General features: G+C 37.2%; 12 protein-coding genes and 1 riboswitch. Of the genes, 6 read left to right on the top strand and 6 right to left on the bottom strand.

Annotation, left to right across the window (positions count from 1 at the left end; genetic code table 11):
• Positions 1 to 128: 128 nt before the first annotated feature.
• Together QL986_RS02635 and QL986_RS02630 are read right to left on the bottom strand one after the other, a co-directional pair.
• Positions 129 to 998, bottom strand: a complete 870-nt coding sequence (locus QL986_RS02635) for a patatin family protein (RefSeq protein ID WP_083494679.1) — start codon at positions 996 to 998, stop codon at positions 129 to 131.
• 59 nt (positions 999 to 1,057) lie between these two features.
• A complete protein-coding gene (locus tag QL986_RS02630) occupies positions 1,058 to 2,032 on the bottom strand; it encodes a helix-turn-helix domain-containing protein (RefSeq protein ID WP_058155874.1) in 975 nt (324 codons plus the stop codon).
• 151 nt (positions 2,033 to 2,183) lie between these two features.
• Between QL986_RS02630 and QL986_RS02625 the strand changes: the two genes are divergently transcribed.
• Complete coding sequence (locus tag QL986_RS02625) at positions 2,184 to 2,771, top strand: cysteine hydrolase family protein (RefSeq protein ID WP_058155876.1); 588 nt, start codon at positions 2,184 to 2,186, stop codon at positions 2,769 to 2,771.
• A gap of 120 nt (positions 2,772 to 2,891) precedes the next feature.
• On the opposite strand, the gene QL986_RS02620 is transcribed toward QL986_RS02625, so the two are convergent.
• Entirely contained in the window at positions 2,892 to 4,316 is a 1,425-nt protein-coding gene (locus QL986_RS02620; RefSeq protein ID WP_036955060.1) for a diguanylate cyclase, read from the bottom strand.
• A 223-nt stretch (positions 4,317 to 4,539) separates the two neighbouring features.
• On the opposite strand from QL986_RS02620, the gene QL986_RS02615 reads away from it, so the two are divergent.
• Positions 4,540 to 5,433 carry a cation diffusion facilitator family transporter gene (locus QL986_RS02615; protein ID WP_290191110.1) on the top strand — a complete coding sequence of 298 codons (894 nt, stop codon included), beginning with the start codon at positions 4,540 to 4,542 and terminating at the stop codon, positions 5,431 to 5,433.
• A gap of 42 nt (positions 5,434 to 5,475) precedes the next feature.
• On the opposite strand, the gene QL986_RS02610 is transcribed toward QL986_RS02615, so the two are convergent.
• On the bottom strand, positions 5,476 to 9,975 hold the full coding sequence (locus QL986_RS02610) for an EAL domain-containing protein (RefSeq protein ID WP_290191109.1): 4,500 nt from the start codon (positions 9,973 to 9,975) through the stop codon (positions 5,476 to 5,478).
• A gap of 159 nt (positions 9,976 to 10,134) precedes the next feature.
• On the opposite strand from QL986_RS02610, the gene QL986_RS02605 reads away from it, so the two are divergent.
• From QL986_RS02605 to QL986_RS02595, 3 genes are all read left to right on the top strand, one after another.
• Entirely contained in the window at positions 10,135 to 10,689 is a 555-nt protein-coding gene (locus QL986_RS02605) for an isochorismatase family protein (protein WP_290191108.1), read from the top strand.
• Between the two features lie 131 nt (positions 10,690 to 10,820).
• Positions 10,821 to 12,287 (top strand): methyl-accepting chemotaxis protein, encoded by a 1,467-nt coding sequence (locus QL986_RS02600; RefSeq protein WP_290191107.1) that lies wholly within the window; start codon positions 10,821 to 10,823, stop codon positions 12,285 to 12,287.
• Positions 12,271 to 12,795, top strand: coding sequence for a DUF6436 domain-containing protein (locus QL986_RS02595; protein WP_290191106.1), 525 nt, complete (start codon positions 12,271 to 12,273; stop codon positions 12,793 to 12,795). The genes QL986_RS02600 and QL986_RS02595 overlap by 17 nt, the downstream gene beginning before the upstream one ends.
• 106 nt (positions 12,796 to 12,901) lie before the next feature.
• Here QL986_RS02595 and QL986_RS02590 read toward each other — a convergent pair whose 3' ends face one another.
• A complete protein-coding gene (locus tag QL986_RS02590) occupies positions 12,902 to 13,459 on the bottom strand; it encodes a TMEM165/GDT1 family protein (RefSeq protein WP_290191105.1) in 558 nt (185 codons plus the stop codon).
• Between the two features lie 84 nt (positions 13,460 to 13,543).
• A riboswitch (yybP-ykoY riboswitch) is annotated at positions 13,544 to 13,645 on the bottom strand.
• A gap of 178 nt (positions 13,646 to 13,823) precedes the next feature.
• Between QL986_RS02590 and QL986_RS02585 the strand changes: the two genes are divergently transcribed.
• On the top strand, positions 13,824 to 14,135 hold the full coding sequence (locus QL986_RS02585; RefSeq protein ID WP_290191104.1) for a hypothetical protein: 312 nt from the start codon (positions 13,824 to 13,826) through the stop codon (positions 14,133 to 14,135).
• 95 nt (positions 14,136 to 14,230) lie between these two features.
• On the opposite strand, the gene QL986_RS02580 is transcribed toward QL986_RS02585, so the two are convergent.
• A complete protein-coding gene (locus QL986_RS02580; RefSeq protein ID WP_290191103.1) occupies positions 14,231 to 15,856 on the bottom strand; it encodes a methyl-accepting chemotaxis protein in 1,626 nt (541 codons plus the stop codon).
• Between the last annotated feature and the right edge of the window lie 148 nt (positions 15,857 to 16,004).

The following is a 16,004-nucleotide window of genomic DNA, read 5'->3' as shown; positions in this document are numbered from 1 at the left end:
TCTTGTATTACCTGTGTATGCTCAAGCACGTTGAGTAACGTTCACCATAAACATATTTTATAATTTCAATAGCTTTGGGTGTATGAGTAAATGCAATTTTGACTTCGGGCAATCTGTTTGAAATGGTTTTATCGCTCATAACCATTGCTACCAAATCTAGGGTTATCCAAGTAACTTTTAGCTTCACTTATGCCCATTTGATAGCCTGAATTGAGTATAGCTCGATTTTTAGTGGTGCGGCCGACTTTAAACCCTGTTGGTGGTGCAATAATATTTATTTTGCAATCTGACGGAGCATTGTGCAAAAAATCAATACTGTCATTATAATTTTTAGAACGCTGTATGGCGGCCTCTGCAAGCGCTGGGCTCTGTTTATAGAGTTGTTTAGTTAACCACGGTACTTTGTTGTCTTTTTTACGATAGCCTAAAGGTTGGGAGAGGATAACTGTTATTTCTGATGCACCCATTTCATAGGCTTTTTTTACCGGAATAGAATCGGCAACGCCACCATCGGTCATTGCGATCCCGTTTATTGTTGGGTAATCCCGATAAGCGATTGGGATGGCGCAAGAGGCTTTTAATTGCTCAACCATTTCATTGCCCGTTGCTTGCAAATAGTGAGCTTTACCTGAATCTATTGCCGTTGCAACAATATAAAAATCGTAAGGAGATTGCGAGAATTCGTCGGTATTCAAGGGGATTTCACGAACTGTCTCTTGCCACAGCCAATCTAAATCAAATAGATGGCCGCCTTTGATAAAACGTGCGAGATTAATAAATTCTGGCCTGCAGGAGTAATCGGTGATCACTTTGTAGTTGCGTGTTGGCTGCTTACATAAATAGGCTGCCACATTTGTAGCACCAGCTGATACTCCAAAATACCGATTAAAGGGTTGATATCCTTGCTCTAAAAACTCATCAAGTACACCTGCAGCAAAAATACCGCGCATTGCACCACCTTCAACGACTAACGTATGATTATTGTTCGTCATGCTCATTTCCATCCTTTGATAATACCTCATGCTAACAAGTGATTTGCGTATGTGCGAGTAACTTTTTATTGCGGCTCGCTACTTTTAAATTGCTTTCTGTAAGCGGAAGGTGAAATAGAGAAAGCGGCTAAAAACTGTTGTCGAAAGCTAACACTCGATGAAAACCCAGATTGATTAGCAATTCTATCTATATTGTGGTTACTTGTTTCTAATAGCTGCTGCGCGATGGTTAGACGTTGACTCAGCAGCCATTGTGTAAATGTAGTGCCCATTGCTTTTTTAAAAAGTCGAGAAAAATTACGGCGACTCATACTTGCTTTACTGGCGAGTTCATCGATTGTTAAAGGTTTAGTTAAATTTTTTAGTGCCCAAGTGATAGCCGGCTCTAAACGGTTACTATCGATGTGTCGAGGAATGGGTTTTTCTATGTACTGTACTTGTCCTCCACTGCGGTGAGGCGCCACAACCATGCGTCTGGCCACGCTGTTGGCAACATCTGCGCCGTGATCACGACGTAATAAATGTAGGCAACAATCAATTGCGGCAGCGGCGCCTGCTGAGGTAAAAACATTTCCTTCGTCAATGTACAGTACATCGTTATCAAAGTTTACTTTTGGGTATTTTTGTGCGAAGTCGTTAGCCCATACCCAGTGGGTTGATGCTGTTTTGCCATCCAATATACCTGCTTCAGCAAGCACAAAAGCGCCTAAACATAAACCTACCATTCTTGCTCCACGAGCATGTGCACGGCGAAGTGCATTAAGTAAAGCTGTTGAGGCGGGTATATCAGGATCGCACCACGCGGGTACTATGACAGTATCAGCAGTTTCAAGTATTGACAGGTCTTGTTTTATTTCTATGGGAAAGCCAGAAAGTGTTGGCACCAGACCTACAGTTTCTGTACATACTGTAACTTTATATGGACGAGCGCCCACGCGGTCTAAGTCTTCACCAAAAATACTACACGGAATAGATAGGTGAAATAAACTGATATTGTTATAAGCAACAATCGCAACGGTATGTTCATAGAGTAATGTCATTTTGGCCTAATATCATCGACTACCGTCCTTTAGGACACTATTTGCAACCGACTATAAAGTATAAGCTGTCACGGTGCAAACGCAGCAACACGGCTGTCACAGCCGTGATAGCTTATAAACTTAAATTTAACTCGGTATTAAAGGATAAATTATGACGATGACACTTCGTGAACTTAATGAGCTTGACTCAACACCCGCTTCACTTAAAAACGCCACACTTATATTTGTTGATTATCAAAATACTTATACACAAGGTGTTATGGAGTTAGAAGGGTGGCAAGATGCTCTTAATAATGCGGCAATTTTACTGGCTGATGCACGTGCTGCTGGTTCTAAAATTATTCATATTATGCATGATGGTGGTGAAGGCTCGCCTTACGATATTAATGCCGAAATAGGCCAAATACACTCAAGTGTCGCGCCAATTGCGGATGAAAAAGTTATCGTTAAAACAGCTCCCGATAGTTTTGTTGGAACAGACTTAGGCGAACAAGTAGATGTAATTGGTAATAATAAATTGATCATTGTTGGGTTTATGACCCACATGTGTGTGACATTTACAGCGCAAGGTGCATTTTTAAGAGGTAACCACGCAACGGTAGTCGCTGACGCATGCGCTACAAGGCCATTACAAACTTCAGTGAGTGATGTGTTGGCATCTGATCTACATAAAAGTGCCTTAGCAACCATTAATGACTTATATGGCGTGGTTATCCCAAGTGCTGATGACTTAAGCTAAGAAAGTGTTTTTAATTTATAAATTTAAATGGGCAATTTATTGTTCATTTAAATAGCACAAAGTGGTTATTAATATAATGATATGACTTTCATTGTGAAAAGAGTAATTTATGATTGTTTATTATTCAAAAATACATATTTGATTTCTGCCAGCTTTCTTTGCTTTATATAAAGCAATGTCAGCGCTTTTTATCAGGGTTTCTGTGTGTGTATCTGCATTTGGATAACTACAAAAGCAACCAAAGCTAAGTGTTATGTAAGGGGCAATAGGAGAGAACTCATGCGTAATATTCAGTGCTTTTATTTTTTGCTCAATTAACAAAGCAAATTTATGGCATTGCTCTATATTCGTAGCAGGTAAAATGATTGCGAATTCTTCACCGCCATAGCGAGCTGCTATGTCACCCTCACGTTTACATAAACTTTTTAATGCACGAGCAACGTGTTTTAACGTTTCATCGCCTTTGTGGTGGCCATAATTGTCGTTATAGCGCTTAAAAAAGTCGATATCACACATAATTAAACTAATTGGTTGGTGTTGTCTTGCAGAGCGTTTAATTTCGCTCTTTAGGGAAGTATCAAAAAATCGGCGGTTGGCAATGTCAGTAAGTGCATCGGTGTTTGCTAACTTATTTAATTTTGTATTAGCGTTAATTAATTGTTTTTGGGCTAACTGCAGCTTTTTTTTATAGTTTATGTTTTTGAGTGCGTTATTAATAATTTCGCCTACGAGCTTGATTCTTATTAAATCTATTTTGCTCCATTGGCGTTTTGTGTTAACACAGTCACAGCCAATAAAACCAACAAGCTCCTTGTCATAGCGCAGGCCAACACATAAAACAGACTGAATACTCTGCGCTTCAAACTCTGCTTTTTCTGAATTCGCTTCCGGTGGTAACTGAGCAACATCATTAACTTTAAATAGGTGTGTTAAGTTCATTACATCAAAAAAGTAGGGTAGTTCGGCTTTAGGGACGTTTTGCAACCTATCTTTGTAGGCAGTTATGCCGGTGTTCACCCATTCATGCGTATTGGTTAAAGTTTCACTATCGGTATTAAATTCAAATAAGTAGCTTCTATCTGCTTTACAAACGGTGCCTATGGCTTTGAGTGCAAAGTTAATTTGTTGATCAATATTGTCATTTTGAATATCAATTAGTTTGGTGGATATTTTTGAAATAATATGGTCAAAATTATATTGCTCTGCATGACTATGGTCTTGCTCTAAAGTGATCATAGAAACAGAGTCATCAATGATTGAGTGGTTCACATTTAAAAGCTGAGGCGTGAATTCACACTCTAATAAAACAGCTGTTATAGTAGATGTGAATAATTGCTCAACGGTAACAACCGTATCATCATTAAAGTCGCGAAGCGTAATACTGTTAAAAACATCGCTGCTAAGCGCGTCGTCACTATTTATGTTAAGTAACGTTTTGGCATGTTGGTTTAAGATGTAATTATGTGTTTTATTGTCATAAACAATCACCGCCAAATTAATTAGATTAAAAACCTGCCAAATTGTATTGTTTGAGTCATGGCTCACGGGTTTCTCCGCATTAAAATATGATAACTGACCATATTTATGAATTAATTATTATTTTTGTATCTGCTTAGTTATTTTTAGTACAGTTTTTTGTGTTTTACTAAGTTTTTAGTGCGTTTATTTGGCCTACGTATTACAATTGTGACTGTATATCATTACGTATTTCCCAATTTGCTTTATTTCATAAGCTTACTTTATTTTTAGTGAAGGTCTATTATATTTCATGACAGAAATAACCACACATCATGCTTCTCGTCGCCGTTTGTTAATTGCACTTGCAATTACCTGCTCATTTATGGTGATTCAATTAGTGGGTGCGTATTACGCAAACTCACTTGCAGTACTTGCTGATGCAGGGCATTTGTTTGTTCATAATAGCTCTTTGTTCATTGCTCTCATTGCGTCTAGCTTTGCTATTCATTTAGCTAAAACCTATAACGATGGCCATCAAAAAGCAGAGCTAATAGGGGGGTTGATCAACGGCGTTTTATACCTAGCCATTAGTTCACTTATTTTATATGAGGGCACTGAGCGCTTTATGCATCATAAAGGGGGACATGAGCTGGTTATTAATAGTTACTTGATGTCGGTAATTGCTGCTATTGGTTTTTTATTTCATGGCGCAGCGGCATGGGTGCTTTATAAAGGCCGTAAGGCGAGCATTAATGTGTATGCCGTGTTTTTACACTCGTTTTTTGATTTAATATCAACGGTTTCTACTTTTGCTGCTGGTGTACTTATATACATAACAGGCTGGAATGTAATTGATATTTTATCGAGCATGTTAATTGCGTCTTTTGTCTTGTTTACCGGTATTAAGGTCATTATTAGCTGTCTCAAGGGGTTGCGTTCAAATAAAGCTAAGTTACCTAAAGTGGCCGAAATTGAAACAGAAATAACCACCATGGAACATGTTGCAAATGTGCACAATGTCACTGTTGTTCGTAAAAACAAAAAGGTTATTGTTGGTGCTCATGTTGTGCTAAAACAACACTGTACTATAGAAAAACATGATGAAGAGTGCCGCTTAAAGGTAATTAAACTGCTTGCAGATAAATTTAATGTGCGCAACAGCGTATTACAAATAGAAAGCTACGAATGCAAGCACATACACTAATGCGTTAAACCTAAAAGCGACTTAACTAAGTCGCTTTTAGTTTCATATCAAATCAATAATTTTTTCGAAGCACTCCGGGCTCATTAAATCGTTAGCACTCATAGGGCGAGCAAGGTAATACCCTTGTAACTGATAACAGCCTATATTACGCAAGAAGTCTAGCTGCTCACGCGTTTCTACACCCTCGGCAATACAATATAACTCTAAGTTTTCAGCGAGTGAGTAAATCGTTTTAATAATAGATTCATCCCCTTTATCAATACCAATACTATTAACAAAGCTTTGATCTATTTTTATCACATTAATTGGAAATTGACTCAAATAAGTTAACGATGAATAGCCAGTGCCAAAATCATCAAGAAACAGTTTGAACCCAGCAGCCTGTAAGCTTTTTAGTTGCTTAGCCGCTTTGTATTTATCTTCTAATAGCGTGTTTTCTGTAATTTCTAAACGAAGTTGTTGTGGTTTTATCTGTGCTTTTTCTAGTATGGAGCTGAGCTGCTGCGTTATGTTGGCCTTTAAAATATGTTTTGGAGACAAATTTAACGATATGTAAAACAACGGGTTAATGTTCAAAAGTGGAGCAAGCTCAGTAATTGCACGCTGTAATGCTTGCTCAGTTAACATATCAATTAAGCCAGTCTCTTCAGCAATAGGTATAAATAAAGCGGGAGAAACCGGTTTGCCTTGGTTTTCCCAGCGCATGAGTAATTCAACCCCACTTATTGTTTTATCTAGTGTATTAACAATAGGTTGATAGTGATTAAAAAACAGATTATCCCTAGCAGCATCTTTTAAGTCGTTTTCAAGAATAAGCTTTTGTTTAATTTGCTCATTCATTTTTTCATTAAAAAACTGAAATCCATTTCTGCCTGCTTGTTTAGCATGCATCATGGCAATATCTGCGTTACGTATGAGGGCATCGGTCGATGTTGCATCGTATGGGTATAATGCAATACCAATACTGGCTGATATATTAATAGCGAAGTCTTCAATAATAACCTTGTTAGCCAGCTCTTTGCTCATTTCGTTGAGAGTGTGTTGTAAAGAGGCCATTGAGGTAACGTTTTCAACTAACACTAAAAATTCATCACCACTTTGGCGGCCAAATGTAGCGTCATCACCTAAGTATTGGCTCACTCGCTCGGTAATATTGCACAATAGTTTGTCACCCACTGCATGGCCAAAAGAGTCATTGACGGGTTTAAATTTATCTAAATCTATAAATATAACAGCGCATTGCGAATCGTCTTTAGCGGCGCTTGTAATGGCATTTTCGATTTTTTGATTCATTAAACTACGATTAGGTAAGCCCGTTAACGCATCGTAATTAGCAAGGTAGCGTAACTCATTTTCAGCGCGTTTCTGCTCTGTTAAATCGGTAATAACAATAACATAATAACTGACTTTATCTTTTTCATTAGCAACGGCTGTGGCACTTAAATGAATAGGGTGTTTTTCAGCTTTTGTGGTCTTTACATAAGCATTTGTTCGCCAGTTTTCTTTTGGTTTAAGTGCTTTTAAAATTGTTGCAAACTCTCTACACTTAGCTTGTCCAATGGCATTAATAAATAATTTTGAGGTAACAACCCCCTCTCTGCCTTCATCAGAAAACACATCCATAAAGCTGTTATTGGCTGAAAATGGCACGAGGTCTTCATCTAAAATAAGTAAAAAGTCATTTATTTGACTAAATGCTTCGCCTAATATTTTGGCTTGTTGTTCGTTTGCCAGCTGCTCGGTAATATTAGTAAAAATACCCGACACATAAAGAGGCTCTTTAGTGTCTTCATTATAAATAGTTTGCCCCAAATCATGAAACCATAACCAGTGCCCATCTTTGTGCCGTAAACGATAAGTAGCTTGCCAATGTTTTTGCTTAGTTTGGTTTGTAAAAGTATTCCATTTACTTTGTAGCCTGCGACGCTCATCAGGATGCATAATATTAAAAAAACTACTTATATCGATGCGTTCAGGTAAGTTCTCGTAGCCAAGCTCTGCGCCTCTATCTGTATTTACTGAGTTATCTGCAAAGCTATAGTTCCATACACCGCTTTTATTACTTTTTAGTGCCAGCTCAGTTTGTGTTTTAGAGTGCAAAGCGGCGCGGTGAGCTTGTTCAATTGCAATTTTACGGCTTCGGTATTGCCAGAAAAATAAAAACAAAATAACAACAATAGCAATAAAATATAAAGTATATGCAATAGGAGACTGCCAAGGGGCGTAAGCTACACTAAATTTTAACTGTATGGGGTCACTTGTGATCACCCCATTTCGCTGTTGAGTAGACACAGACAAAATATAATCACCAGGTTGTAATTTAGTAAAAAACACCTGGTTAGATTTTAAATCGTTGTAGCTCAAAGACGAAGGGCCTGTAAGCTCAACTTTGTAGTAGATTTTATTAATATTTTTATAATCAAAATTTGAAAACCGCACCGTTAAGCCCATATCGTCGTGCTTAAGCATTAATGGATCAGTGCTGTATTTTGAAGGGGAGTAATTAAGGGCTTGTGAAAACAAACTAATATTAGTAATTGCTAAGTTATTATTGATTTTTCGCTGTTCATTATCAAATTGCTCTGGGTCAAACATTAGCACGCCGCTACGGTTACCAAACGCTAACTCGTTGTTGTGTAACCTTAATGCTGCTAGAGCTGTAAAGTGATTGTTACTTAAGCCATCTTTTATTGTGTACGTGGTGATGTTAAGCGTATCTAAATTAAGTTGATAAAGACCGTTATCAGTACTTATCCATAAAAAGTCTTTATTATCTGCAATAAGTTTAAAAATAGAGTTAGTATTTAATGAGTTGTGTTTATCAAATACATGCACTTGCTGATATGTTTTAGCGTTTACTGCAATTAAGCCTTCTTGGGTGGTGGCTAACCACAGCAGCCCTCGCTTAGCATCGTAATAATAATTCTCTACTGTATGGTAAAGATTGTTTTTTGCTGTTTTAGATTCAAAAATAGTAATTAAAGTCGCTGTTTCTTCGTTGTATCGATAAAGCGTGTCAGAGGTACTTAACAGTAATTCGCCAGGGAAAGCCTCAGAGGGGGTATGAAACGTATATGCAAGCATGGGCGATACCTGCTCTTTTAGTCCATTAATAACTCGGTTTTCGCCTGTGTTACCATTAAATATATAAAAGTTATCATTGTTAATATAAGCAAAAGTATCGGGTGCAACTTGTGCAATGCCGAACGTATAGTCGGTATTTAACTTGTACTGAGTAATGTATTTGTTTTTTTCAAATGTTGTTGTTTCTTTATTAAAGAGATCGAGCCCGGAAAAAGTTGCTAGCCATAGGTAGTTATCGCCTTTGCCATATGCAGGGAAAATATCACCTATAGCCGATAGGCCATAGACCGCTTTGCTATCTTTAGATTGTAGATATAAGTCACTCTTTTGGGTTTCTAAGTTATACTGAACAAGCCCATCGTCAGTGCCTATCCACAGTAATTTACTATTATCTTGGTAAATAGTGTTTACAATATTATTTTCAGGTAAGGTTATTTTTTTAAACTTTTTTGTTTGTGCTGCCCAAGTAAATATTCCATGTGTTCTAGAACCTAACCAAAGTAAGCCCGACTCATCAAACATAATATCGTTTATCGTGTTCTCTGTTACGTTGTAGTTACTATCTTTGAAGTTTAAAATAGGGCTAATGCTTGTGTTTTTTCTATCAAATTCAAATAGCCCACTTTCTGTAGCAATAAATTCACCATAGGGTGTGTTTACATAATCCCAAATATTATAGTCATTAATTAGTGTTGATAATTCCAAGGGATTTATATTTTTATTTTCATTAAAAGCAATCCGATACATCCCCTCAACCGTACCAACTAGCAACCCAAGTTCATCATCTATAGATAAAAATTTTACATTGTTACTATCATTGGTAACTTCTTGGGTGTCATTGAGTACTATTTGTTGGAGCTCGTTATTGTCAAAGCTATAAGCGTAAAGTCCCTGATCGGCACCAACATATAATACATTTTGGTGCAGTGATAATGCTCGAATAAATATGTTTTCATCAGGCAAAGATGCAACGAGTGCTAGTTTTTTTGATTTTTTATCAAAACGGTACACGTGGGAATCAATAGAAAAATAAAAGTTTGTAGGCTGCTCAACGACTGCAGTAATGGGAGAAAACTTTTCTTCATTTTGATTCAAATGTCCTGAATATATCTGCTCAGCAGTTAAAGTATGTGGGTCAATTAAATAGCTTCCAGCAAGTTGTGTGCTAACTATTATTTTGCCGTCATTAGCTTTGTAGATATTGATTACATAATTGTTTTTTAAACCTGTTGCGCTTTCGTAAGGGGTGGCTCGGTAACCGTCAAATCGAAATAGGCCTTGGGTAGTTGCTATCCAAACGTAACCGATATCATCTTGTATTGATTTCACTATAAAGCTTTGCGACAGTTGTTCGTTGCTAGTAATACGTTGTAATTGTTCAGAATAAGTTTGTGAAGCAAAGCTCTGCTGCATGCAAACTAATAAAAATATATGAACAACAAAGAAAAACTTACTCAAAAGCACTTACCCTTTTTAACTGACAAGTTTGGTATTTAGTATTGGTGTAATATAACATGAGTTTAATTTAAAAATTACAAAAAGCATTAAATGTGAATTAATTGTTGTGTTTTTGTGTGGGCATTACACGTTATTCTAATTAAAGTAAAAGGACTACAGATGAATTTTAGAGAAAATATCAACTTAGAACATAGCGTACTTTTAGTAATCGACTTACAAAGTAAATTGGCACCCGCTATAGCTTCATTTAATACCACCTTAGATTGTGCTTTACAGCTTGCAAATGCAAGTGCTATTCATCAAATTCCTTCAATAATTACAGAGCATTATAAAAAAGGACTAGGTGAAAGTGATGAGAAAATAAAGCAAGCTTTACCAAACGCTCAGTATATTGAAAAAATAAATTTTAGTGCCTGCGCCGAAGACGGTTTTTTAGATACTCTTTCGCAATTAAATCGCCCACACATAGTTGTTATTGGCACTGAAGCGCATGTCTGTGTGTTACAAACATGTTTAGATTTACTACAACAAGGGTTTGCAGTAACAGTTGCTACTGATGCAATAGCCTCAAGAAATGTAGAGCATAAAGCCATTGCGGTTGAGCAGCTTCGTCAAGCAGGTGCTATAATATCTTGCGTTGAAACTATTATATTTCAATGGACAAAAAAAGCAGGGACGTCTACTTTTAAACAAATACTATCAATAGTTAAGTAGCGCACTAAAAACATTTTTAAATCAAGCAGCACAATTATTCTTGGTTTGATTTAAGATAAAAAATTGCGAGTTGTTGTAGGTTATACTAACAATGAGCGTGTTTAATTATTATAAAATTAATTAAGGTTTTTATGTCTAGTGTGAGTCGATTGTTTACAATCATATTCTGTTTATTATTTGTAGAGTCTATTGGTATAGGCCTTTATTTTGATACATTAACAGAGGCATTTCTGGTCGGCTTGCCTTTATGCTTGCTTCCTATTTGGTTATTAAAAACCCAACCCGAAAGTAAAATTACACCTCATGTCGTCGCTGCTGCAATTATGATGTTTTCATTTTTACATATTCAGCAAGCGTATGGCCTTATTGAGGTGCATTTCGAAATATTTATTTTCTTAGCAATGCTGATAATGTTTGTTGAATGGCGGGTATTTATTACGGCCATCGTGTTTGTTGCTATTCATCATTTATCTTTTTATTACCTGCAGACTCAAAATACTGGGTTTTATGTTTTCGACCCTGATCGTTTAGCTTTTTCAACGGTACTCATTCATGCGGCCTATGCCATTGTTGAAGCGCTGGTTGCTGGCTTTATTGCCGTAACATTACAACGCGAACGTCGTGCAGGTTTGTCGTTAAGCCATGCCACTGAACAAATAATGCAAGACCCTAATCAAATTAAACTCTCAATGCGAGCTGATGATACCAATAGCAGTGCCGTGGTAGGTTTTAACACGCTACTAGAATACTTGTCGGATGTTATAAAACAGGTTCAAACTCAATCCGATTCATTAAAAAATAATTCTCAAGAACTTATTAATGTGCATGATGAGCTGGCAGACAGTGCTAAGCACCGAAATATACAAACCGATGATATTGCCAATTCAGGTTCACAAGTAGCCCACGGCTTTAAACTGGTTGAGCAAGAAAGTGATATTTTAAAGCAGCAAGTCAGCAATATTACCGATTCTGCCCATGTTGCTTTGCAAGAAGTGTTACAAACAGACAGTAAAAGCAAAGAGTTGCTCACGTTATTAACCAATACAGAAGAGCAGTTAAGCCACTTAGTGGCTGCTGGTGATGTAATTACAAGTTTGTTGAATGAAATATCAGGTATAGCCGATCAAACTAACTTGTTAGCCTTAAATGCTGCAATTGAAGCCGCTAGAGCGGGCGAGCATGGTCGTGGTTTTGCTGTAGTTGCAGATGAGGTTCGTTCTTTAGCGAATAACAGCCAGCAAACAACAGCAAAAATAGCATCAACGTTAACAGATTTGGTGAATAATAGTCGTACTTCAACACAATCGATGAATCAGTGTGTTGAGTTTGTTGTAGATCTAACAAAAATTAGTGCCACCATGAAAGAAAATATTTCGTCAATGAGTGAGCAAATACAGGCCGTATCTTCAAGCTCTAACTCGGTTGCGCAAGTAGTTGCTGAACAGGCTGGAAATACCGAACAGATTGCAACTAGCACAGATCAAATGCGCCAACGCCAACATGAAGATGGAAAAATTGTTGAACAACTCACCGCCAAGGTACAAATGATTGATGTCAGTATCGACGTGTTAGAGCAAAGTATTGCAAAATTTAACTAATAAGCGCTATTTTATTTTTGTATTGATTGGTGTGTGGCTTGTCGTTGTTGTGTCGGGTTTAGTGTATTTTCAACTTGGGCAATTAAAGCCGTTTGATGAAAATAAAATGCTTAAACAACAAAACTGGTTTTCGCAATTTAAAAACCAAGTACTGTGGCAAAACAAAGACAGTGCTCAACTTGTGATTATTACGCAAGAAAATTGCGGCTGTACAATTCAAGCACAGCCTCATTTATCAGCCCTGCAACGCTTTGCTACAAACCAAGGCGTTGAAGTGCAAAATTTTGTATTAAATAATGAGTTAAAATCAGTGATCCCTGCCACACCTGCCGCCGTTTTAATTGATAAAAATGGTGAGTTTGTTTATGCAGGGCCTTTATCTGAAGGGCTGGCATGCTCTCAAGGTAGTGGCTTTGTGGAAACCGTTATTAGTAATTTACAGGCCGGATTTAACTCATCATTATTAATAGCGGATACAAAAGGCTGCTATTGTGTAAATAACGCCTAAATCATATACCCTTATATAAAAAGCGCTTACAACTAACGTGTATAAAAGTAGGTAAGCGCTTTTTATTGTTTAACGATTAAAGAGTGATTTAAACGTTATTTAATCATTATATAGTCACTAAACCATAAATACCCAACAGTACAAAAACACTGGCTGCTATCGCTCTTACGGTATTTAATGGAATTCTTTTTAGTAACGCCTTACCGGCATAAATAACAGGGACATTGGCAATTAACATGCCTACTGTAGTACCCAGCGTAACCCAAAATACTGATTGATATTGTGCACCGAGCAACACGGTTGCAATTTGTGTTTTGTCCCCAATTTCAGCAATAAAAAATAAGATTAAGGCCACTAAAAATGCACCATAGCGGTCGTATTTATGGCTCACTTCTTCATCTTTATCTGGAATAAGTAGCCACAGCCCTACCACAATAAAGCTTATATTGACTATCCAAGGTAAGTATTCGACGGCAAAGTTCCCGCTTAGCCAATCACCAAACCATGCAGATAAACCATGATTAATAATAGTAGCAGCGAGAATGCCTAAAATAAGTGCAATTTTATTATGAAAGCGAGCAGCTAATAGTAAAGATAAAAGCTGGGTTTTATCGCCTATTTCAGCAAGGGCAACAGTGACGGTAGAGGTTAAAAAAATATCCATTAATATAATCTTCAGGCGGGAATACTAAACCAAGGCAAACAGCTATCTCCCGCCATGAGGATAGTGTCTACCTAGGTCTCGCCGATAACGCTTGCTACAACATTACAAACTTACCATGCACATGAGGTGCAATTATGTTGATAAGTTTACTCATTACTGAGCGGGCTACTCCCCTAAGAGGGCAGCGATTATTCCACAAAGTTTAAAGTAGGTAAATATATTCGGGTAACTTTTAAATTTAAAAGGTAGCTTTGTGTCGTTAGTGCACAAATAAACTTGCTTTTGGCTATCAAATTAGCTGTAATAATAAACAGAAGGAAGTTGAACAATTTGAAATTATATGTACGTGTAAAGGAATTTAAATATGCAATCAACTGTCGTTAAATCAACAATAGCAACCATTCAAAATGGAGTTATGAAAGCGGACGGAAAGTTTTGGATTACGCAAACCGACTTAAATTTTGAACCTTTTAATGAAAAATTAGGGTTAGAACCATATACAATTGCCCGTGATACAATTTTAAAAGTGGTTGAATGTAAAGGCAAAGGCGCAGGCCTTGTTCCAATAACAGCTGATGCGATAGAGGTTTTCACGCAAGATGGCAGCTCGTATCAGTTTATACTCTCAAACCCCAGTGATTGGATAAATATATTGTCAAATCAAACTAGTGCTTAAAGTAACAAGCATGCCATCAATTAATAATTTTAAATGATGGCAAATAAGGCTTTCATTTAAGGTATAAGCCCCAACATGCGGGTAAATGAAATAACCTAAACTTTAAATACATTAACTTGCCCTTGTAACATTGCCGCCAGTTGTGCGAGTTCTTGTGATGCCTGTGCATTTTGCTGTGAGCTTTCGCTAACCGACGTGATACTGGCGCTAAATTCATTAATATTACTGCTTAGCTCATTTGCGACCATTTTTTGCTCCTGTGTTGCGGTTGATATTTGAGTATTCATATCTGCAATTTCAGTAACTTCATGGTTAATTTCGCTTAGCACCTGTGATGAATACTGAGCGTGATCAACACTTTCTTTAGCGCTGCTTTCTGCGTTGCTCATTGCGCTAACCGCTTGTTGAGTCATATCTTGTAGTTTAGTGATCATCTCATTAATACTGGCGGTTGCTTTTTGGGTGTTATGGGCAAGTTGCCTTACTTCATCGGCTACAACGGCAAAACCACGACCAGAATCGCCAGCTCTTGCTGCTTCAATGGCTGCATTTAAGGCTAACAAGTTAGTTTGCTCAGCAACGCTTTGAATCATCATAACAACTTGGTTTATATCATTGGTTTGAGAATTTAGATCTGTGATGAGCTGCGTATTAGTATTAACTAAAGCTGAGAGCGTATTTATTGACTCTATATTATCAGCAACAGCTTGCTGCCCTTGGCCTGCTTTTATGTCGGCACTTGTAGCCTTGTCGGAGGTTGTTTGCGCGTTATGAGCAACTTGCTCTATTGCACTGCTCATTTGAGTAATTGCAGTTGCAATCATAGCCGATTGTTGCTCTTGCTGCGTTGCTGTACTGGCAACCTGAACACTAATAGAGTTCATTTCTTCAGCTGCAGAGGCAAGTGTCAGCGTTGCGCCCGCCATATCTTTTACTAAACCTTGGATCCGAAGTAGCATATCATTAAAGTTAGATGCGGTATCTGCAATCTCATCCTTACCTTGAACCTCAGCACGAGCTGTTAAATCAGCATTGGTTGCAATGTGCGTTATGGTATCGCGTAATGACATTAATGGATTTTGTATCGAAGAATAAATAAAGTAAGCAACAATCAGTAACAGCAAAATTAATATTGCGATCGTGGCACTCATAATCAACTTTATAAATTGATAATTATCATCGGCTTTAACTTTAAAATCACTCGCTTCTTTAAGTTGTAAATCAATTAAAGCTTGGTAGCTGGCACTCAGCGGATCAAATAATTGGTAAAGCTCATAAACAAATTGCTTTTGTGGGATTAATAAAAACTCACCACTATTAATGCTTAAAATTAAATTATTTAAGTGCGTAAGCACGGACTGTAGTTTGCTTTCAACGTTATCTACTAAGCGCTTTTCTTCAGCTGTTAGCTGTGTGCTCAGGTAGGCTTTCCATTCATTATCAGCCGTATTTCTAGCATCATTAATATTCGCTAAAAGCGCTGATTTGGTAATAGACTCAGCACGATACTTGTGAAGTAAGTCAACAATATTTACAGCGTAATTATCAGACACATGTTTAATTTGCTTAAGTGGTACGACACGGTCGTCGTATAAACTATCAATCCCTGCTACTAACCTTCCCATTGTGTTTATTGAAAAAAACGATGTAATTAAAAAAATCATAATTGGTAGCAATGCAAGCACGGCTAAACGGGTACGCACAGAATAATTGTTTAACATAGTTATCCAAAATTACAGCAATAATAAAAAAGTATAATATGGATAAAAAATTTTACTGAATTTTTATATGAAAATTATTCAGGGTTTATAATTCTTGCGCTTTAAGTTAATAACTCAAGTCTCATTTCAAAAAGCTTTTACTCGCATA

Source organism: Pseudoalteromonas sp. APC 3250 (assembly GCF_030407915.1).
GTDB classification, from domain to species: Bacteria; Pseudomonadota; Gammaproteobacteria; order Enterobacterales; family Alteromonadaceae; genus Pseudoalteromonas; species Pseudoalteromonas tetraodonis.
Note: the sequence above shows the minus strand (reverse complement) of the source record. Positions and strands in the feature narration are given on the sequence as shown.